General features: G+C 67.8%; 14 protein-coding genes. 8 read left to right on the top strand and 6 right to left on the bottom strand.

Features of this window, described 5'->3' with window-relative positions; translation table 11 throughout:
• Positions 1–5: 5 nt before the first annotated feature.
• The 4 genes from EV147_RS18015 (at position 6) to EV147_RS18000 (ending at position 4631) form a co-directional block, all read left to right on the top strand.
• Positions 6–2075 carry a PBP1A family penicillin-binding protein gene (locus EV147_RS18015; RefSeq protein WP_198680289.1) on the top strand — a complete coding sequence of 690 codons (2070 nt, stop codon included), beginning with the start codon at positions 6–8 and terminating at the stop codon, positions 2073–2075.
• Positions 2076–2092: 17 nt separating this feature from the next.
• A complete protein-coding gene (locus tag EV147_RS18010; RefSeq protein ID WP_130392783.1) occupies positions 2093–3352 on the top strand; it encodes an arsenic transporter in 1260 nt (419 codons plus the stop codon).
• A 100-nt stretch (positions 3353–3452) separates the two neighbouring features.
• Positions 3453–4175: a GTP cyclohydrolase I gene (folE, locus tag EV147_RS18005; protein WP_130392601.1), complete on the top strand. Its 723-nt coding sequence runs from the start codon at positions 3453–3455 to the stop codon at positions 4173–4175.
• Between the two features lie 12 nt (positions 4176–4187).
• On the top strand, positions 4188–4631 hold the full coding sequence (locus EV147_RS18000; RefSeq protein WP_130392600.1) for a BLUF domain-containing protein: 444 nt from the start codon (positions 4188–4190) through the stop codon (positions 4629–4631).
• Positions 4632–4647: 16 nt separating this feature from the next.
• On the opposite strand, the gene EV147_RS17995 is transcribed toward EV147_RS18000, so the two are convergent.
• The 4 genes from EV147_RS17995 to EV147_RS17980 all read right to left on the bottom strand — a co-directional run bounded on the left by EV147_RS17995 (position 4648) and on the right by EV147_RS17980 (position 9288).
• Complete coding sequence (locus EV147_RS17995; RefSeq protein ID WP_130392599.1) at positions 4648–4899, bottom strand: hypothetical protein; 252 nt, start codon at positions 4897–4899, stop codon at positions 4648–4650.
• Between the two features lie 151 nt (positions 4900–5050).
• Entirely contained in the window at positions 5051–5662 is a 612-nt protein-coding gene (locus EV147_RS17990; protein WP_130392598.1) for a DUF1120 domain-containing protein, read from the bottom strand.
• Positions 5659–8520, bottom strand: a complete 2862-nt coding sequence (locus EV147_RS17985; protein ID WP_130392597.1) for a fimbria/pilus outer membrane usher protein — start codon at positions 8518–8520, stop codon at positions 5659–5661. Before EV147_RS17985 ends, EV147_RS17990 begins: the two co-directional genes overlap by 4 nt.
• A gap of 15 nt (positions 8521–8535) precedes the next feature.
• The gene (locus tag EV147_RS17980; RefSeq protein WP_130392596.1) at positions 8536–9288 is read right to left on the bottom strand and encodes a fimbria/pilus chaperone family protein; all 753 of its coding nucleotides are present in this window, start codon (positions 9286–9288) and stop codon (positions 8536–8538) included.
• Between the two features lie 274 nt (positions 9289–9562).
• Between EV147_RS17980 and EV147_RS17975 the strand changes: the two genes are divergently transcribed.
• The 4 genes from EV147_RS17975 (at position 9563) to EV147_RS17960 (ending at position 16527) form a co-directional block, all read left to right on the top strand.
• Complete coding sequence (locus EV147_RS17975) at positions 9563–10492, top strand: hypothetical protein (RefSeq protein WP_235844807.1); 930 nt, start codon at positions 9563–9565, stop codon at positions 10490–10492.
• A 483-nt stretch (positions 10493–10975) separates the two neighbouring features.
• Positions 10976–11623, top strand: coding sequence for a response regulator transcription factor (locus EV147_RS17970; RefSeq protein WP_130392595.1), 648 nt, complete (start codon positions 10976–10978; stop codon positions 11621–11623).
• A 12-nt stretch (positions 11624–11635) separates the two neighbouring features.
• Entirely contained in the window at positions 11636–15022 is a 3387-nt protein-coding gene (locus EV147_RS17965) for an ATP-binding protein (RefSeq protein WP_130392594.1), read from the top strand.
• Positions 15023–15168: 146 nt separating this feature from the next.
• Positions 15169–16527, top strand: a complete 1359-nt coding sequence (locus tag EV147_RS17960; RefSeq protein WP_130392593.1) for an MFS transporter — start codon at positions 15169–15171, stop codon at positions 16525–16527.
• Positions 16528–16530: 3 nt separating this feature from the next.
• On the opposite strand, the gene EV147_RS17955 is transcribed toward EV147_RS17960, so the two are convergent.
• Together EV147_RS17955 and EV147_RS17950 are read right to left on the bottom strand one after the other, a co-directional pair.
• Positions 16531–16773: a hypothetical protein gene (locus EV147_RS17955; protein ID WP_130392592.1), complete on the bottom strand. Its 243-nt coding sequence runs from the start codon at positions 16771–16773 to the stop codon at positions 16531–16533.
• A gap of 119 nt (positions 16774–16892) precedes the next feature.
• Positions 16893–19598 (bottom strand): glycoside hydrolase family 18 protein, encoded by a 2706-nt coding sequence (locus EV147_RS17950; protein ID WP_130392591.1) that lies wholly within the window; start codon positions 19596–19598, stop codon positions 16893–16895.
• Between the last annotated feature and the right edge of the window lie 204 nt (positions 19599–19802).

The raw sequence follows: 19802 nt of genomic DNA, 5'->3' as shown, positions 1-19802 counted from the left end.
GCGCCATGAAAAAAATCGTAGTCAGGGCGGTTGGCCTGACGGCGGCGCTGGGCGCCGCCGGCGTGCTGGTTGCCGGATTTGCCGCCGTGGTCAGCCTGCGGCAACTGCCCCCGGTCGACGCCTTGCGCGACTATCGCCCCCAGGTGCCGCTGCGCATCTACACCCGCGATAACGTTCAGATCGGCGAGTTCGGCACCGAGCATCGCGAGTTCATCCCGATCGAGCAGATGCCCAAGCCCATGGCCGACGCGCTGCTGGCGGCCGAGGACGACCAGTTCTACCACCACGTGGGCGTGGACATCCCCGGCCTGGTGCGGGCCGCCCTGGCCAATATCGGCGAGGGTTACGCCCAGGGCGCCTCGACCATCACGATGCAGGTGGCGCGCAACTTCTACCTCTCGCGCGAGAAGACGCTCTCGCGCAAGTGGTACGAGATCCTGCTGGCCTGGCAGATCGACCGCTCGCTGCCCAAGGACCGCATCCTCGAGCTCTACATGAACCAGGTCTACCTGGGCGAGCACGCATACGGCTTCGGCAGCGCCGCGCAGACCTACTTCGGCAAGCCGCTGGCGCAGCTCTCGCTGGCCGAGACCGCCATGCTGGCCGGGCTGCCCAAGGCCCCTTCCACGATGAACCCGGTGGTCAACCTGCCGCGCGCCAAGCGCCGCCAGGAATATGTGCTGGGCCGGATGCTGGCGCTGGGCATGATCTCGCAGGACCAGTACCGCACGGCCCGCACGGCTGCGCTCGACGTGGTGCGCGACGCCAACGGCCAGTTCGAAGGCCACGCCGAGTACGTGGCCGAACTGGCGCGCCAACTGGCGCACGACCGCTTTGGCGACGATGCCTACACGCGCGGCCTGAACGTCTACACCACGATCACCTCGGTGCACCAGACGCTGGCCTACGATGCCGTGCAGGCCGGGCTGGAGCGCTACGGCAAGCGGCACGGCGCCGGCAAGGCCGCCGCGCCCGCCCTGCCGCAGGCGGCGCTGGTCTCGCTGGACGCCCAGACCGGCGCGATCGAGGCAATGGTCGGAGGCGCTGATTTTGCCGCCAGCCGCTTCAACCACGCCACGCAGGCCCAACGCCAGCCGGGCTCCACCTTCAAGCCGTTCATCTACTCGGCGGCGCTCGAACGCGGCCTCTCGCCCGGCACGCTGATCAACGACGCGCCGCTCGAAAATTCGCCGCGCTGGAGCCCGTCGAACGACGACCACCGCTTCGTGGGGCCCATCACGGTACGCCAGGCGCTGGCCGAATCGCGCAACCTGCCGGCCATCCGCACGCTGCAGGCCATCGGCATTCCCTATGCGATCGACTTTGCCGGCAAGTTCGGCTTCTCGGCCAAACGGCTGCCGCCCTACCTGCCCATGGCGCTCGGCACCGGCACCACGTCGCCGCTGCGGCTGGCGGCCGCCTATGGCGTTTTCGCCAATCAGGGCCACCGGGTGGAGCCGTACCTGATCGAGAAGATCACCGATGGCGACGGCAACGTGCTGTTCTCCGCCGACGCTGCCGATGACGCCGAACCGCCGCGCGTGATCTCGGCGCGCAATGCGTTCGTGATGAACAGCCTGCTGCAGAGCGTGGTGGACGAAGGCACCGCCAACGGCGTGAAGCGCTACCTGCGCCGCGACGATGTGGCCGGCAAGACCGGCACCACCAACGATGCCGTCGACGGCTGGTTCGCCGGCTACGCCGGACAACTGGTGACCGTGGCGTGGATGGGCTTCGACGACAACCGCAGCCTGGGCCGCCACGAGTTCGGCGCCACTACCGCGCTGCCGATCTGGGCCGCCTATATGGAAGGGCGCCTGGCCGGGGTGCCCGACGCCAGCTTCCCCGCCCCGCCGCAACTGGCGCGGCTGAACAATGACTGGGCCTATGCCGAGAACGCCGATGGCGTGCATGGCATCGCCGCGCTCGGCTTCCCGCCTCCGCCTGCGGTGCCGGCGCTGACGCCCGATACCGCCAGTCCGGTACCCACCGCAGCCGGGCCCACGCCGGCCTCGCTCGGCGCGCCCGGGACGACCGCAACCCCCGCCGCGCCCTCTCCCAACGCTCCGCTCTGATGCTCGCCGCCGCGCAGATGTCCGCCTATGCCACGCCGCTGATCTGGGCCGTTGCCGCGCTGGCCACGGCCGGCGTGCTGTTCCGCCCGTTCCGCCTGCCCGAACCGTTCTGGGCGATGGGCGGCGCGCTGCTGCTGTGCGTGGCCGGGCTGCTGCCGTGGCGCGACGCGCTGTCCGCCGTGGCGCGCGGCAACGACGTCTACCTGTTCCTGGCCGGCATGATGCTGATCTCGGAACTCGCGCGCAAGACGGGCCTGTTCGACCACGTGGCCGCACTGGCCGTGCGCAGCGCCCGGGGCTCGGCGCGGCGGCTGTTCGTGCTGGTCTATGGCTTCGGCATCGCGGTCACCGCGTTCATGTCGAACGACGCCACGGCCGTGGTGCTGACGCCGGCCGTGCTGGCCGCCACGCGCGCCGCCCGGGTCCGGCATCCGCTGCCTTACCTCTACGCCTGTGCGTTCATCGCCAACGCCGCCAGCTTCGTGCTGCCGATCTCGAACCCCGCCAACCTGGTGCTGTTCGGCGAGCGCATGCCCCCGCTGCTGGGCTGGCTCGCGCGTTTCACGCTGCCCTCGATCGTCGCCATCGTCATGACCTTCCTGGCGCTGTACTGGACCCAGCGCGAGGCGCTGGCCGAGCGCATCGCCGAGGACGTGGAGACCCCGCCGCTCTCGCTGCAGGCCTGGCTGACCACGGCCGGCATCGTGCTGACCGGCGCCGCGCTGCTGACCGCGTCGCTGCACGGCAAGGACCTGGGCTGGCCCACGTTCCTGGGCGGTGCCGCCACGCTGGCCGTGGTCTGCGCCACGCAGCCCCGCCTGCTGCGCCCGGCCGTCACGGAAGTCTCGTGGGGCGTGCTGCCGATGGTGGCGGGCCTGTTCGTGCTGGTGGCTGGCCTGTCGCAGACCGGCCTGACCGACCAGCTCGCGTACTGGGTGCGCGAGCTGTCCACGCGCGACGGTGCAGCCGCGGTGGCCGGCGCCGGAGTCGCCGGTGTGCTGGTGGGACTCGTCTCCAACGTGGTCAACAACCTGCCGGCCGGGCTGTTTGCCGCGTCGGCGCTGGCCGCCGGCCACGCTTCGGACACCGTCACGGCCGCCGTGCTGATCGGGGTGGACCTGGGGCCGAACCTGTCTGTCACGGGCTCGCTCGCCACGCTGCTGTGGCTGACCGCGCTGCGGCGCGAGGGGCACAACATCGGCGCCGGCACGTTCCTGAAGACGGGCGCCATCGTGATGCCGCTGGCGCTGCTGCCGGCGCTGGCCGTACTGCGTTGAGGCAGGGGCCGGGGCGGGCAAGTTGTCGCCCTACGCCAACTGCCATATAGTGAAGCACCGCGCACCGCGCCTTCCACCACCTGACCGCCAGCGCCCAGACATGTCACACAAGGACCACCCCGACGCCAGCAAGCACGCCGCGCCCACCCCGGTCTCCGACCGCATCCGGGCACGCATCGCCGCTTCCGGCGACCGGTTCCACGCCAACGACAATATCGCGCGCCATATCGAGCATGGCGAACTGGACGCCCTGCAGGCCGAGGTCGAAGCGCGCATGGAAGAGGTGCTGCGCACGCTGGTGATCGACGTCGACCAGGACCACAACACGCGCGAGACGGCCCGCCGCGTCGCCAAGATGTACCTCAAGGAGATCTTCGCCGGCCGCTATGCCAAGCCGCCCGAGGTCACCGAATTCCCGAACGTCGAGCAGCTCAACGAACTGATGATCGTGGGGCCCATGCGCGTGCGCAGTGCCTGCTCGCACCACCTCTGCCCGATCATCGGCAGCCTCTGGGTAGGCGTGATGCCCAACCGCCACTCGAACCTGATCGGGCTGTCCAAGTACGCGCGGCTGGCCGAGTGGATCATGTGCCGGCCGCAGATCCAGGAGGAAGCCGTGGCCCAGGTGGCAGACCTGCTGCAGGAAAAGATGAATCCGGACGGCCTGGCCATCGTCATGGAGGCCGAGCATTTCTGCATGCACTGGCGCGGCGTGCGCGACACCGACGCCCGCATGACCAACAGCGTCATGCGCGGCTCGTTCCTCAAGGACGACAAGCTGCGCCGCGAATTCCTCACCTTGCTGAACCTGAATCGCCGCTGAACGGGGGACCCGATGCTAGTTCGCCTGCTTTACGCCAGCCGCGCGCGCGAGCCGCTCCAGGCCGACGTGCTCGACGCCATCCTCGACACCAGCCTCGCGGAGAATCCGCGCCACGGCATCACGGGCGTGCTGTGCCACAGCAACGACGTGTTTCTGCAGGCGCTGGAAGGCAGCCGCGAAGCGGTCTCGCGCCTGTACCTCAACATCGGCCGCGACAAGCGGCACCACGACGTGGTGCTGCTGCACTACGAGGAAATCAGCGAACGGGCATTCGCGGGGTGGTCGATGGGGCGCGTCAACGCCAGCAAGATCAACGCGGCGATGCTGCTCAAGTACTCGGCGCAGGGTGAACTGGACCCCTACCGCATGCCGGGCGCGGCCTCGCTGGCGCTGATGAAGGAACTGATTGCCGGGGCGGCCATCGTCGGCCGGAGTCCGGAGCGGGCGCGGCACTGACGGCCGCGCCGCCGCGTCACACGGAAATCTGCCCGAACAACCCGCATTCGAGGTCGCTCTCGAACTCCTCGACCCAGGTCGTGCCGGGCCCGGCGTCATAGACGCTTTCCGCGCCGGTCCGCTGCCGTCGCACGGTCACCTTGCGTGACGACGTGCCGTTCACGTCTGAAATCTCGAATTCCTGGGGAGCAAGACCCACCTGCCGGAAGACGGCCTCGATGTCCTGCTGTTCGTTAGCGGGAAACTGGGGGAGAAGTCGCGCTGCCATGGCACACCTCCATGCGGGGGTTGTACGGCGCGCCCCCTCGGGCGAGAGGGCGACGCGACACGAGCATGCCACGAATTCCGCCACACCGTGACGCAGTGCGAAAGACCATGGCGGCACCGCAACTATTGCGGCGCCGGCGCTGCTCCGGCCGCTACTCCCAGATCACCTCGAACGTGCCGTTGGTTTCGAACGGCGTGCGGTTCCGGACCCGTGCGGCATCCTGTGGCAGGAACGGGTCGACTTCGATATTTGCCGAAAAACGCGATCCCGTGACGAGCCCGCCGCCCTGCACCGGTACCACGACGCGGCCCGGCGTCAGCGGCGCGGACGGCCCGTAGGCCGCCGGCAACGTGCCCGGCGTATCGGCGGTGCCCACCATGACGCTGTGGCCGTCGAGTTGGGCCCGTTCCAGCCGTACGCCCACCCGGCCCAGCGAGCCGAACGCGTAGTCCTGCCCGGCCGCCGGCGCCTGCAGCCGGATGCCGATCCGGACCGGCGTCCGGCAGTTCACATTCAGCATCAGCCTCCGCTTTCCGAGGGAATAGGCCTGGGCGCCGTGCTCCTGCATCCGCCCGCGCGTCAGGCCGCCGTAGTCGATATCGGGTTCACTGAGCGACAGCTGGCAGGTTTCGCCTGGCACGGCAGGCGGCGGCGCGCCGATCGTTACCTGACCGTGGGCGCCGAGCGCCAGCAGCCACAGGCCGCAGCCCAGGGCCGGCCGGAGGCTGCGGCGGCATTTGCTTTGATCTGGATTCGTTTTCACTTCAATGGCTGTTCGGCGACCGGCTTGTCCACGGGCTTGCAGACAGCGTTCACCTCGTCGAAATAGGCGTTCAGGTCCTGCGTCATCGGCATCTTGAAATCGAGGGCGCAGGCGGTGCCATCCGCCCGGATCACCTGCATGCCCCCGGCCGCGGCGGTATTCGAAAGGAAGATCGAGCCGTCGTTGAGCACCGTGGTCAGGAAAGTACCTTCGGCGTCCACCACGGTGGCATTGCGCGGCAGCGGCTGTCCGGTGTCGTCCACGGTGTGCAGCAACAGCCGGCGCACCTTGATCACATCGAAGTCGACAAAGCTGACCGAGCCGCGCCCCGGACGGATCTGGCGAAACGCGTTGGTCACATCGATATTGCGCGGCAGCGTCCGGGTGGCGATCTCCACGCTGCTGGTCACATAGGCCGGCGCATTCGAGATCACCGCCTGGCCCCATGGGTCGGTCCACACCGGTCCTTGCGGCGTGGCGATCTTGATGCCCGAGACGTCGCCAAGCGAGGCGATGCCGAAGGTATCGCCCACCGGATATGGCGAAAATGTGACGCCGTGCCGGTGTGCCACCAGCCCGCCGGTCAGCGACGCGTTGTACGAGGTGCTGTCTGACCCATACTGCGACACCCCGAGGTTCAGGCGGGTGTAGTACGGCGTGATCGAGGCATTGGCCGAGCCCGCGGCAGAGTTGTCCGACGGACGGCCCTCGGCGTTGAGGCTGTAGTTGAAGATGTCGCTGACCGCGTCGTTGTAGGTCACGCCCGGCCGCGTCTCCCCGCTGATGCGGTTGACATAGGCGCGCACGCTGCGCTTGCCCAGCGGTATCGAGACGCTGAAATAGACCGAGTTGCCGGTATCCGAACTGCCCCCGCCGATGCCCTTCTCCAGGCTCAGCGACACCGTGGCGTACTTGAACGTCTTGCCCCACGATGCCGTGATGCGCTGCGTGGTTTCGTGGCTGAACAGCACCGAGCGGTTGTAGTTGACCGTCATCCCGCCCAGGGCGGGATGGTTGAACGACACGCCCGCCGTGTACTGGCCCCGGTAATGCGACGAGATCCAGTCCGCCGTCGTGTCGAGCGTCGTGTCCGTCAGCGAGCGGTAGCCGGGCGTCTCCTGCGTGACGGTGCCGTTGATGCTGAACATCGGGCCCAGCGTCGACGACGCCGATGCCGTCAGTTGCCCGCCACGCAGGTTCTCGCGCGTGGCGTTCGAGAGCAGCGTGCGCAGGCTCAGGTTCGTGGTATTGGCGAACACCCGCGCATCGACGCCGAAGCCCGCCCCCTGATACTGCGTGCCCACCATCAGCCCGCCGGTCAGCCCGATATTGCGTGCGGCGCGCCAGGTGCCCGTGGCGGTCGCCATCCAGGGCTTGACCAGCGCATCGCCGCCCAGTTCGCGCAGCTTGCCGACGGCGAGCGCGTAGCCCGGCGTCACCCCGAGCGATCCGGAATTGAGCTGGGCGGCCGGCACCGTGAAGCGGCGCGAATCGCCGGTGGCCTCGATGACCGTCACCTCCACGTCGTTGCTGCCGTTGAGCAGCGGCACGTTGGTCAGCGTGAACGGCCCCGGCGGCACCATTGTCGTGTAGATGACCGTGCCCGCCTGCCGGACCTCGATCCGGGCCTGCGTCTGGGCAATGCCGTCGATACTGGTCCCGGGGCCGGTGTCGCGCCTGAGCGCCATCTCCGGGAACCACTGCGCCCCGACGATCGACGGCCCCGGGAAGATCGAATTGCCGACATTGATCTCGCCCGCCTGGAACACGGCTTCCTGCCGGGCGAACGTCCGCTGCGCATACGCGTACAGATGCGAGAAATCCGACGTGTTCCCGTCGTTGCTGTACATGTTGCGGTTGCGGATGATCCAGTCGCCGGCATTGAAGCCGAACTCGTTGGCCGCCGAAAAATAGCGCGTGGTCGACCCATCGGTATGGCTGCGCGTGGCGAGCAGGTCGTAGTTGAGCAGCGCCGCCGTGCCGCCGGTGTGGAAGTCGCTCTGCGCGCCGGACTCCATCTGCAGGGCGTCGGTCGGCACCAGCAGGTCCACTGTCGCGGAGTTCGGCTTCAGCGTCACGACCGTGGCCGGCCACGCCGCACGGAAGTCGAGGCATCCGTCGACCGGCGGAGGCGTCGCGTGCAGCGCGGAAACGTCGGTCTTCAGTGCGTCGGCCGCCTCGGCCTCGTCTGTCCCCTCGGCCCTTGCCTCGACACTCCGGCCCGGCATGCGCAGTCCCGCGCGTTCGAGAAAGCGGGCGTCGAAGCACAGCTTGCCCTTCTCGTCGAAACGCACCATGGCCGATCCCTTCGACTTGCCGTTCACGTTCAGCGACACCAGCGTCACCCCCGGCGAGAACCGCGCCCCTTCCATGAAATAGTCGGCCACGCGCGGATCGATGCCGCGCGACTTCAGCATGTCGAGATCGAAGTCGGTCACGCCGGCACCGGGCGCGGCGGCAGGCGGAGCGGCTGGCGGATTGGTGCCGGACGTGGCGGGTGGAGGGTCCGGCGGCGTGTCCGGAGCGTTGCCGCCGGAGGCTGTCGCGCCCGGCTCCACCGATTCAGGTGCCACCGTTGACGCTGGTGCATCCGACTGGGAAGGCGGCGGCGCCGGGGCTGTCAGCCGCCTCGCGCCGGCATCCTCGGCATCACCCTCCGGCGCGGTGGCAGCGTGGCTGCGATCCCAGGCGAGCGCCCCGCTGCCTGCCAGCAGCGAAGCCAGCACCAGCGTGGTCAGCCGGGAGCGCCGGAATGGCAGGTTTTCCGATGGAGCGGGTGAGCCGCAGCACTGCCTGCCGCGCGACGGACCCGGACGCGGGCCCGACGCGGCACGCGACCTGCAAACTTGTCGGAGCATTCGTCATCCACCCGGTCATTTGGCTGCGGACGGGGCAGGCTTGCCCGGCGTGGCCGGGGCGGTCGACAGGGGGGCGTCGTAGAAGTCGACCGCGAAGCCGTACAGCGTGGCCGGCGCCAGCCGCAGTGCGGTCGGCGCGGACGGCGCGCTCTTCAGCGGCACGCGCACCGTCGTTTCGGGCAGCACGTAGGGACGCGGCAACTCGGCGGTCTCTCCGCCCGGCTGCAGCAGCACCGACTGCGACAGCCGCACCACGTACGGGCTCGGATTCTCGACCAGCAACTCGGTGCCGGTCAGGCTGATGCGCAGCTTCTTCCAGGGCTCGCGCTCCATCGGCAGGCCCTTGGGGTGGATCACCAGCGGCAGGTCCTGGCGCACCGTCATCGTGACGCGCGCGTCGCCGGGCCGTGCCGTGCGCGGCGGAATGCCCTCGAACACCGCACGCGCCAACCGCTGCGTCTTCAGCGGAGTCTTGTTGCGCAGGATGAACCGCACCACCTGGGTCTCGTTGGCTTCGACGCGGGCCACCGGCGGCGTGACGACCACCAGTTCCTCCTTGTCCTCGTCGATGTGGTTCACCGACGTGTACAGCAGTTGCGGCGACGCTTCGCTGTTCTTCACGTTCATCGTCGACTCGCCGTCCGCCTCGTTGACGAGCACGACCGACGTCTCGGGCACCATGCCGGTGGCCATCGCCGTTCCCCACACGCCAACCAACACCGCGGCAGCGCCCAGGGACAGGCGCGTCCGCACGGACCTATTTTTCATGACATCCCCCATTCGATGGTTCTGTTTGACCAGACGGATTTCGGCTCGATTTGAAAGGCAACGCCAGTCTGCAGCAAACGGCACCGACGCAGAAATCGTAATTCCACTAAATTGGCAGATTCTTTAAAACATTCGCACTTTATTTACGGGTTCAATCAAGATGCATGCTATACGACATTTACGGAAAATCCACATTTTTAAGTCCATGGCGATAGCCCAAGTGTGCTTATCCATTTAGTGTCGAAGCTCATCTCTACTATCAACAGGACAGACCATGCGCAATAAGTTCTCGAAGGAGCGGGGCGCCGACGAACGAAGTCAGACGCTGCTCCATACCGCCCAGGCGCAAGCCAATGCCCTGCACGGCATGTATCGCGACACGCTCGCCGCCTTCATGGAAGCCCCCAACGCCGTGCCGGTCCCGCGCGCGGCCCGTGCCATGTTCTGGCTCGGCAGGCTGCGCCAGTGGCGCGCCATCGACCTCGGCACGGGTGCCCCCGAGACCAGCTGGTTATCGCTGCATCTGGGCGTGGTGGAATCGCTGGCCGGCACGCATGCGCTGGCGCTGCACCGTGACCAGTGGAGCGGGCCCAGCCGCCGCCACACCTACGAGCGCGACATGTCGCTGCAGGTGGCCATGCTGCTCGCGCTCGGCTGGAACGAGCTGGCGGCATTCGCGCTGCAATCGTGGTTTGGCGTGGAGAAGGCGCTGGCCCATCAGAATCCTCTGAACGGCATGACGGGCATGATCGTCGGCGTTGCCGGCCAGGCGCTCGACGTCAGTGTGCCCGTGACCTCGTTCCAGCGCAGCGACGCACTGCTCGCCAGCATCGTCGAGGCGTGGCAGGCCGACGACACCCGGTTCCTGCCGCTGGCCAACGCGTTGGCAGAGCGCCACATGGTCCAGTGCAGGCTTGATACGGATCAATCCCTGTTCGATTTCGACCACCCGGTGGAACAGGCAATGCCGGTCGAACTGCTGATGCTGCTGCGGCTGCGCGGTGTGACCGAAATGCCGCCATGGTTGTCGCACCACGCCGCCCTGGCACATCCCGCCGCGGTACTCGTGCAGACCAGCCCGCCGGTGCAGTCGCAGCGCTGCGCGGCGTTCATCGAGCGCGCCAGCCTGCTGCTGCCCCAGTATCGCGGCCTGACCGACGCCCTGTCGCGCCAGGTGAACGTACTGCAGCCCGCGTCCGCGTAGCGCTGCCCTTCCTCCCCCGGAAAGGCCCGCCGACCCTGCTTGGCGGCCTTTCACCCCGCAGGGACTTCCCCCCGGCAAAATCCCCCAAATCCAAGGAAATTACGATTTCAAATTCTGTTGACCGTCAGCAAAATGACGCGCTTGTCACCGACATCATCTACGGGTACCAGGACTGAATCGTCTGTAACCGGAATCACACGCACATTGTTTACTCATCCGAGACATGCCACGAAGATTGCCTGACCCACCGCCGCCGTTCGACATATCGTATTTTCTTTAAATTTACCGTCAGCCAATCAGGCCACGGCGAAATTCCCGGAAAATTCCATCAAACTCTGACGGGTCACAATTCCATATTCCATCAAATTGTGATTTTCGGTCCATGGTGGAGTATTTTTCCTATGTTTGCGAAAGTACGACTCCTTCGACGCAGCGTTCCCGAACACGACGCCGCAACGTTTCTGCAAAAAAGGACAATGAGGCATGCCTGCAAAAACCATCCGTGTCGCCCTGGCAGATGATCATCCTCTCGTCGTCACCGCACTGCGCGATTGCCTGCAACGCACGCCTGGCTTCCAGGTGACCTGCGAATGCACCAATGGCAGTGAGCTGGTCGGCGCGCTGGCGCAGAATCCCGTCGATGTCGCCGTGACGGATTTCAGCATGGGCTACGGCGATACCTCGCTCGACGGCTTCAATCTGCTGCGACGGCTGACGCGCCTGTATCCGGAAACCCGGATCGTCGTGGTCAGCGCCCAGAACAACGCCGGCGTCGTGACGCGGGCCATGAAGCTGGGCGCGCGGGCCTTTGTCAGCAAGGAAGACGAACTCGACGAGATCGTGCGCGCCTGCATCCACGTTACCGTCAGCAGCGGCTATTTCTACTCGCCGTCGATCCGCTCCGTGCTCGACAACGCGGCCACCGTGACCGCGCCCAGCACCGAACTGACGCTGCGCGAACTGGAAGTGGTACGGCTCTACGCGCAGGGCTTCCAGCTCAACGAGATCGCCAACAAGCTCGGCCGCTCGGTCAGCACGATATCGAGCCAGAAAACCGTGGCCATGCGCAAGCTCAACGTGCAGACCAACACGGACCTGATCCGGTACGCGTACGAGAATGGTCTGATCTGACCACCCGGCACCATGCAGCAGATTCTCGACCGGACGCAGGAGTCGCTGTCACAGTCTTTCGAGACATTGGCGGCGAATGCCCGGCGGCAGCAGAAGCTCTACTACGTCACGGTCGCGCTGCTCGTGGCAATCGTCATGGTGTCGGCGCTGCTGCTGGCCGGGCTTGCCGCCGCGCGGCACCTCGATGTCCGGCGGGGGCATGTGGCCCAATACGTCAGCGCCATTTCGCTGCAACTGCAGGGCGAGTCGTCGTTTCTGCGCCGCACGGCGCTCACGCTTCATTATTTTCTCGGGGCTTCGGCCCCAACTTCACCCGACCCCGTACTGCTGGCCGATCTCCAACGCGACGGCGTCGCGGTCGCGGCCGACCGGCGCTTCGTGATCCTCATGCCGGCCAGCACCCGCCATGCGCTGGGGCGCGACCTGCCCGAGCGTCTCTGGCAACTGCAACAGATCGCAACAGCAACGCTGACGACCCAGACCGCGTTCGGGCTCGACCATCTCGCCTACGTGGTCGACAGCGAGGCGGCCTACGCCATCGTGCTGTCGCCGTCGCCGCTGTCGGACTCGGCGCTGGCTCTGCTTGGCGCCGAACGGCTGGCGGGGCTGCGCGACATCGTGCGTCCGCGGGGCGGCACCGATGCGCCGCAGTGGATCGGCCCGATCACCGATCCGATCACCGGCCAGCGCGCCATCGTGACGGCCGGCACGGCCGCCGCACCGGACGGACAGGTGGCGATCATGGCGGCCAGCGTGCCGGTCGCTTCGTTCCTGGCCGGGCTCAAACGGCCCAGCGACCCGGCCACGCTGCTGCTGGTCGGGCACGATGGCACCGCGCTCGACGTGTCGCCCCCCATGGCTCCGGACATGGCGGATCGCATCCTGGCGCAGATTCGCCGCATGTCGGTCGAGTCGATCGATGCCACGGCGCGCGGCATGCTCCTGAACCAGCCGCTCGGCGAGTTCGGCTCGCTGGTCTACGCCCTCTCCTACCGCACGCTGCTGGCCGCCATCACGACCGAACTGGCGGTGATCGGCGCGATTGCCGCCCTGTTGATCGTCGCCATCGTGCTGGCAGCCCGGTACTGGGACATCCACCTGCTGCGCCGCAGCCACGCCGAGGCGGCGCGCGCGCTCGACAACGAGACGATCAACCATATCCTCGTCAGCGCAACGCCGGTCGGGCTCTGTATCGTGCGGCAACGCGACCGGCTGATCCTGACCTCGAACATGGTGGCCGACACGCTGCTCGGCTGCAGCCAGGGCGCGTCGCTGCCAGCCCATATCGCCGAGGCGATGCAGACACCGCGCTCGATCTCCCAGATCACCGTGCCCGCCGGGCCGGCCGACCCGCCCCGTTTCCTGTCGATGACCTACGCCCCGGTGCGCTACCGCAACGAGGACGTGCTGTTTTGCGCCGTGCAGGACGTCACCGCGCAGCACCAGCTCGAACATCAGCTGCGCGAGGCGCGCGAGGCCGCCGAGGCGATGATGCGGGCCCGCTCGAACTTCTTTGCGTCGATGAGCCACGAGATCCGCACGCCGCTGAACGCGCTGCTCGGCAACCTCGAACTGCTGGCGCGGGCCGACGGCATGGCCGCTCAGGCGCCCCGCCTGCGCGCGCTGCAGGTGGCGTCCGACGGCCTGCGGCGGATCGTCAACGACATCCTCGACTTCTCGAAGATCGACGCGGGCGAGATGAAGCTCGTCAACGAGCCGTTCCGGCCGATCGACGATCTCGAAAACCTGGCCATGTCGTATGCGCCAATGGTGGCGGACCGTCCGACGCGCTTCTACGTGCATCTCTCCCCCACCCTCGACATGGCCCTGCTGGGCGACCGCACCCGGATTGCGCAGATCGTCAGCAACCTGCTCAGCAATGCGGTCAAGTTCACCTCATGCGGCAAGATCGTGCTGAGCGCCGAGGTGGCGACGGACACCGAAGGCCGCAACGTGCTGGTCTGCCGCGTACGCGATTCCGGCATCGGCATGCCGCCGGCGCTGGTGGCGCGCGTGTTCCAGCCGTTTGTGCAGGGCGAGGCGAGCACTTCGGCACGCTACGGCGGCACCGGGCTTGGGCTGTCGATCTGTGCCAGGCTGACCGAAATGATGGGCGGCCATATCGCCGTGGAGAGCGTGGAGGGCGTGGGTACCGCGTTCAGCTTCGCGATTCCGCTGCCGGCCATCGATGGCGAGCCCGCGCGCCACGAGCCCGAGGTACAGGGCAGCCGGGCCATGATCCTGTGCCAGGAGGTGGAGTCGGGCACGATGCTCGGCGCGTGGCTGGAACGGGCCGGATGGCGGGTGCAGACGTTCCACCAGCCGGCGGCGGCCCAGGCGTGGCTGCGCAACAACCGGCCGCATATCCTGATGGTGACCGGCGAATACGACCTGGCCACCGTGACCGAGCTGCGCCGCATCCACGCGGCCAACGCGGTCTGGATCACGCTCAAGGGCCCCGAGCGCCCGGTGAAGCGCCAGGACGGCGTCTACGAAGTCACGGCGTTCTCCCATACGGCGCTGCTCGCATCGGCCATTGCCGCGCTCGATGACGAGGACATCGGCGGGGCCGGGTCAATGGCGCCGGCGGAGCCAGAGCCGGCCGAAAGCGGCGAGACGGCCCGGAACGGCGTCCCGCCCACCGGGCAAACCATCCTCGTGGCCGAGGACAACCCGCTGAACCAGATGCTGATTGCCGAGCAGCTGGAATCGCTGGGCTGGCGTCCGCAGGTGGCCGGCGACGGACGGCAGGCGCTGGACGTCCTGCGGCAGCAGCCGGGGCGCATCGATGCCGTGCTCACTGACATCCACATGCCCATCATGGACGGCTATGCCTTGCTGGCAGCCATCCGGTCCAGTTGGCCCGATCTGCCGGTGCTGGCGTTCAGCGCGGTGACGGACGGCGGGCAGGCTGGCGATTGGCAGGCGCGCGGCTTCACGGGGTATGTGGCGAAACCGGCTTCGCTGGCATCGCTCGGTGCGGCGCTGGCCGGTATTCCGGCACAAGCCGCCGGCACGGCGGAGGAGGCGCCCGAGGCATCGCCCTTCCCTCCGGCCGAGCTTGAGCGCTACCGCGGCATCCTGCGCGATCACCTGCAGCACGACGAGCCAGAACTGGCCGCGATCATGGTCCGGAAGGACGTGACGGGGCTGCGGCATTGGGCGCATCGCTCCGCCGGCGCATTCCTGGTGGTGGCCGAGCACGGCATCGTCGGGGCGTGCCGCCTGGTGGAACGGCTGGCGCATGACACCGCCGGCGACTGGCCCCCCGAACTGGACGCCGCCGCCCTCGTCATGCAGGACGCCGTCCGGCAGTTCCGCGAGGCGGGACGCGGGACGCCCGCCGGGGCAATGAATCCGGCCAGAAGCAATGGCGCCGACCCCGCCACCCTGGTGTAAAGACCGCGGCAATCATTGCACAGTCAACGGTTCCGGGACGATAATGACGCGCACGCGCGTCCAGCGTCCGTGCCCGGCAACGTGGAACCGTCACCGGGTGCAGGCTGGTCGTCCCACCGCCTCGCCAGCCCCCGCCCGCCTGACTCATGCCGTCTTACCAAGGTCTTCCGCAGCCCCAGCGCACCTGGGCCATCCTGACGGTATTCTGCGGCCTGATCATGGCCGTGCTCGACGGCTCGATCGCCAATATCGCGCTGCCCTCGATCTCGCGCGAACTGCAGTCCGACCCCTCGCGGACGATCTGGGTTGTCAATGCCTACCAGCTGACGGTCACGGTTTTCCTGCTGCCGCTTTCATCGCTCGGCGATATCCTTGGCTACAAGCGCGTCTACCGCGCCGGGCTTGCCACATTCCTGGCCGGTTCGCTGCTATGCGCGCTGTCCGTCAACCTGCCGATGCTGGTCGCGGCGCGTGTCATCCAGGGCATTGGCGGGGCGGGCATCATGAGCGTCAACACGGCCCTGGTGCGCTGCATCTACCCGCCCACGAAGCTCGGCCGGGGTATCGGCCTGAACGCGCTGATCGTGGGCGTCACGATCGCGGTCGGGCCTTCGCTCGGCGCGCTGATCCTGGCCGTTGGCAGCTGGCCATGGCTGTTCGCCGTCAACGTGCCGGTTGCGGTCTTCGCGCTGGCCATTTCCAGGCGGGCGCTGCCGGAAACGCCGGCCGAGCGCCACCCGTTCGACTACCCGAGCGCCGTGCTGTCGGCCGTGGTGTTCGGCATGTTCATCCTCGGCCTCGACGGGTTGGGACATGCGGCGTGGAAGCCGGCGGCCGTGGCGAGCCTGGTGCTGGCCACGCTGCTCGGATGGCTGCTGGTGCGCCGCCAGCGCGGGCGGCCGGCGCCTCTGGTGCCGGTTGACCTGTTCCAGAGCCGGGCATTCGTGCTGGCCGTGGGCACCTCGTTCTGCTCGTTCATGACCCAGATGCTCGCGTTCGTGTCGCTGCCTTTCTATCTGGAATACCAGCTCGGCCGCAGCCTGCAGGAGACCGGCCTGCTGATCACGCCGTGGCCGCTGATGGTGGCCGTGATGGCTGCGGTGGCCGGACGGCTGTCCGACCGCTACCCCGCCAGCATCCTGGCGGGGATGGGGCTGGCCATGCTGGCGGCGGGGCTCGTCGGGCTGGCCGTGCTCGGGCCGGGCGCGACCAGCCTGGACATCGCCTGGCGGACTGCGCTGTGCGGCATCGGCTTCGGGTTCTTCCAGTCACCAAACAACCGCGCCATGATCCTGGCCACGCCGCCCGCGCGCAGCGGCGGCGCCAGCGGGGCGCAGGCCACCACCCGGCTGCTGGGCCAGACCACGGGCACCGCCGTGGTGGCGCTGCTGTTCAGCCTCGACGCCGCCGGCGCCGCACGAATCGCCCTGTACGTGGCCGCACTCGTCGCCACGGCCGGGGCGCTGGTCAGCCTGAGCCGCCTGCGCATGCCTGCCGACAGCTGATTCTCAACGCGCGCCGGCAGGTGCCTCGGGCGGCGCCCTGCCCGGGTGACGATGTTCCAGTCGTTCCAGTCGTTCCAGCCGCTCGCGCCCCGGATGCCGGCCCGCACCCGCCGGCGGCACATCGGGCAGCGCCAGGCCACCGTGGCCGCCCGCGTCGCGGATCTGGTTATTGTTGCCTTCCACCGTGATGACCGTGCAGCCCGTCAGCACGGCGCCGGCCACCGCCATCGAACAAGCCATCTTCATCGCTCGCCTCCGCTGCGCGTTCCGGAATGAAAAAACCGGGGATGACGCCGCCCTGCCTGGCGTCGCCATCCCCGGAACCGCTACCGGCTCATCGCCGGCCAACCATCCTCGCTACCGGTTCAGGCCGGGCCGAGGTCCAGCCACGGGCGCGAGTCGCCAGCGTCCACCGTCGAGGTGTACGCCGGGTCGCCGGGCTCCTGGTCGGCACCGACCCACCACTTGGCCCGATACCTGTGCAGGCCCTGACCCTGGTAGTTGTTGGTGACTTCCGCGCCCGAGTCGTAGGATTGCGGGCGCCACGTGCCTTCCTCGCCGGAACTGCCGCCGGCCAGGATCTGGATCTCCACCGTGGCGGTATCGCTGTCGCCGGTGCCGGCATCGCCGGTGGCGGTCAGCGTGACCTGGATCGTGGTGTCGCGGTCGACGATCGGGGCGCTGGCGGAGACCGAGATCTCGTCGGCGCCGTCGAACGACAGGCCCGGCGCCGTCCACGCGAACAGCAGCGGCGCGGGACCGGTCGATTCCACGGCGGAGAGGTGGATCGGCGCACCGGCCTCGTACTGGGTGCGGCCCGTGATCCGTGCCACCACGTTGCCCGGCACGTCGTCGCCCGGCACGACGGTCAGGAAGATGGCGCTCTGGTTGGTCTCGGAGCCGTCGTTCACGGTCAGCTTGACCCAGTAGTCGGTCACGGTGCTGACGGTCGGCGCGGTGCCTTCCACCAGCTCGGCGGTGCTGTTGTGGAACGGCAGGTCCGGGGCATCCCACAGGTAGGTCAGCGCATGGCCGTCCGGATCGAACGAGGCCTCGCCCGACAGGCCGTACGGCGTGCCCGACTCCAGCATCACCGTGATGCGCGAGGTGGGCTGCTGGTTGGTCTTGGTCTTCACCTTGAACGTCTGGCTGGCCGTGGCGGAGCGGCCGCGGCCGTCCGTCACCGTCAGCGTGACCGTGTAGGTGTGCTCCGGCGGCGGCGCGACGCCCTCGGCGGCGGGGCCGGTCCAGCCGTCCAGGAACTGCAGGCCCGTGGCACCCCACTTGTACGTCAGGTCGCTGCCGACCGAGCGCAGCGCCGAGAACTTGACCATATCGCCGATGAACGCCTCGGTCGGTCCCTCGATCACGGCAACGGGCGGCTTGTCGACGTCCTCGACGTTGATGCCTTCGAAGTAGAACGGCTCCATGTCCACCACTTCCTGCGTGGGCGTGGCGCCCAGGCCTTCACGGGCGGCGTTCAGCAGCACGCCGCTGTCCATGTCGATGGTCCACGTGAACAGCCCGCCGAGGTTGTTCTCCAGCACGTACCGACCCTTCTCGCGCACCGAGCGCGGCGTGTCGATCGACATGAACACTTCGCTTTCGGCGTTGTAGAGGTAGTCGGCGTCGGCCACCGTGTCGGTGTAGACGTTGAAGCCGTTGATGCCGGATTTCGCCTCGAGGTCGAGGTAGTTGTACAGGATGTCGTAGAACTCGGTGGCACCGGACTCATAGGTGCCGACGGTGGTGCCGGCGCCACGGTCGTAGGTGCCGGCCAGCGGCGACCACGACGAGACCAGGGCGCCGCGCGCGCTGCGGCTGTACGCGGCATAGCCCACGAAGATGTTCTTCGACGGCACGCCCACGCCAAGCAGGTACTGCACGGCGCGGTCGATGCTGAACCCTTCCGGGTCCGACATGTCGAGGTCATACAGGTTGGTGTGGTGCGCCAGCTTCGGCGCCCAGGGCGTGCCGAAGAAGTCGTAGGTCATCAGGTTGATGCCTTCCACGCCGGCGGCCAGCATGCCGGGGATATCGGCCTCGAGCAGCGTGGCATGGGCGGCGCCGGTAGCGATGCTCACGCGCACATGGGGCAGGCGCTGCTTGATGCCGCGCACCAGCAGCTGGAAGTTCGACGCATCCTCGGGGCCGTGCGGGTTGCCCGCGCCGGGCATGCCCGGATATTCCCAATCCAGGTCCACCTCGGTGAACATCGGGAAGCGGTCGAAGATGTACGCCAGGCTCTCGATCAGCGTCTGGCGCTTGGAGGCATCAGCGGCCACGGCGTGGAAGGCACCGCTCATGGTCCAGCCGCCCAGGCTGAACGACATCTTGAGCTTGGGGTTCTGCTGCTTGAGCTTGGCCAGCCCGCCCAGAACGCCCTGCGCCTTCTTCTGGTCGAACAGGTCCTTGTAGTCGTTGCTGACCCAGCCCGTGAAGCCCACGTTGCGGAACGATGCCACGTCGCCCCACGGATCGGTGAAGGTGCCCTCGTTGAGCTTCTTGCCGAAGTCCACGGCGGCCTGGTCGATCGTGAAGCGCTTCTCGCCCTGGTCACCCACGATGCCGGCGAAGCCGATGATCAGGCGGTCATACGCGGCCGCATCCAGCAGCATCAGGTCCGTGCCACGGCCCGCCGCGGAATTGGCGAAATTGCCATCCAGGCGGCCGTCGTACTGCGACCAGTCGGTGTAGTAGCCGAACACCTCGGTGTTGTTCTGCGTGGAGCCGTACTTGTTGTAGACCCGCTTGGCCACGCGCGTCGAGGTGTACGAGTACTTCTCCGCCTCGGAAGCCGGGTCGAAATTGTTCTGCTGGTAGGTCTTGTCCGAGGCGCCCTTCGAGGCCGGGATCGACGGATCGCCCGGATCGCCGTCATAGACGAGCTTGCTGTTGGTGCGTCCTGCCTGGAGCAGCTTGCGACGGCCCGCGAAAACGCTGCGCGCCGGGCGCGGCGGCGCGTTGTCGGCGGGGTCGCCACTACGGAAGACACGCGAAGTCAGTCCCGCCCGGGCCTGGGTGGCCTGGCCGAGCGGCTGCCCGCTTTTGTTACCGGTTTTCTTTGTCATGACGTCTGTCCTTGCAGATTGATTTGGCGTCGCCGCGGCGCCATCGCATTTGCGCGAATGGCCGCATCGGCAACGGAATGCATCTTTCCGATTTCGCCGCTGCAATGACATGGATGCGTCATGGAATATCGCAGGTGATATCTGGTCCATCGCCGCGTGCACCGGTGGGGCAGGCCGGACATCGCGGCAGTCGGGTTTTTCCCT

It is taken from the genome of Cupriavidus agavae, from assembly GCF_004217045.1.
Lineage (GTDB): Bacteria > Pseudomonadota > Gammaproteobacteria > Burkholderiales > Burkholderiaceae > Cupriavidus > Cupriavidus agavae.
Note: the sequence above shows the minus strand (reverse complement) of the source record. Positions and strands in the feature narration are given on the sequence as shown.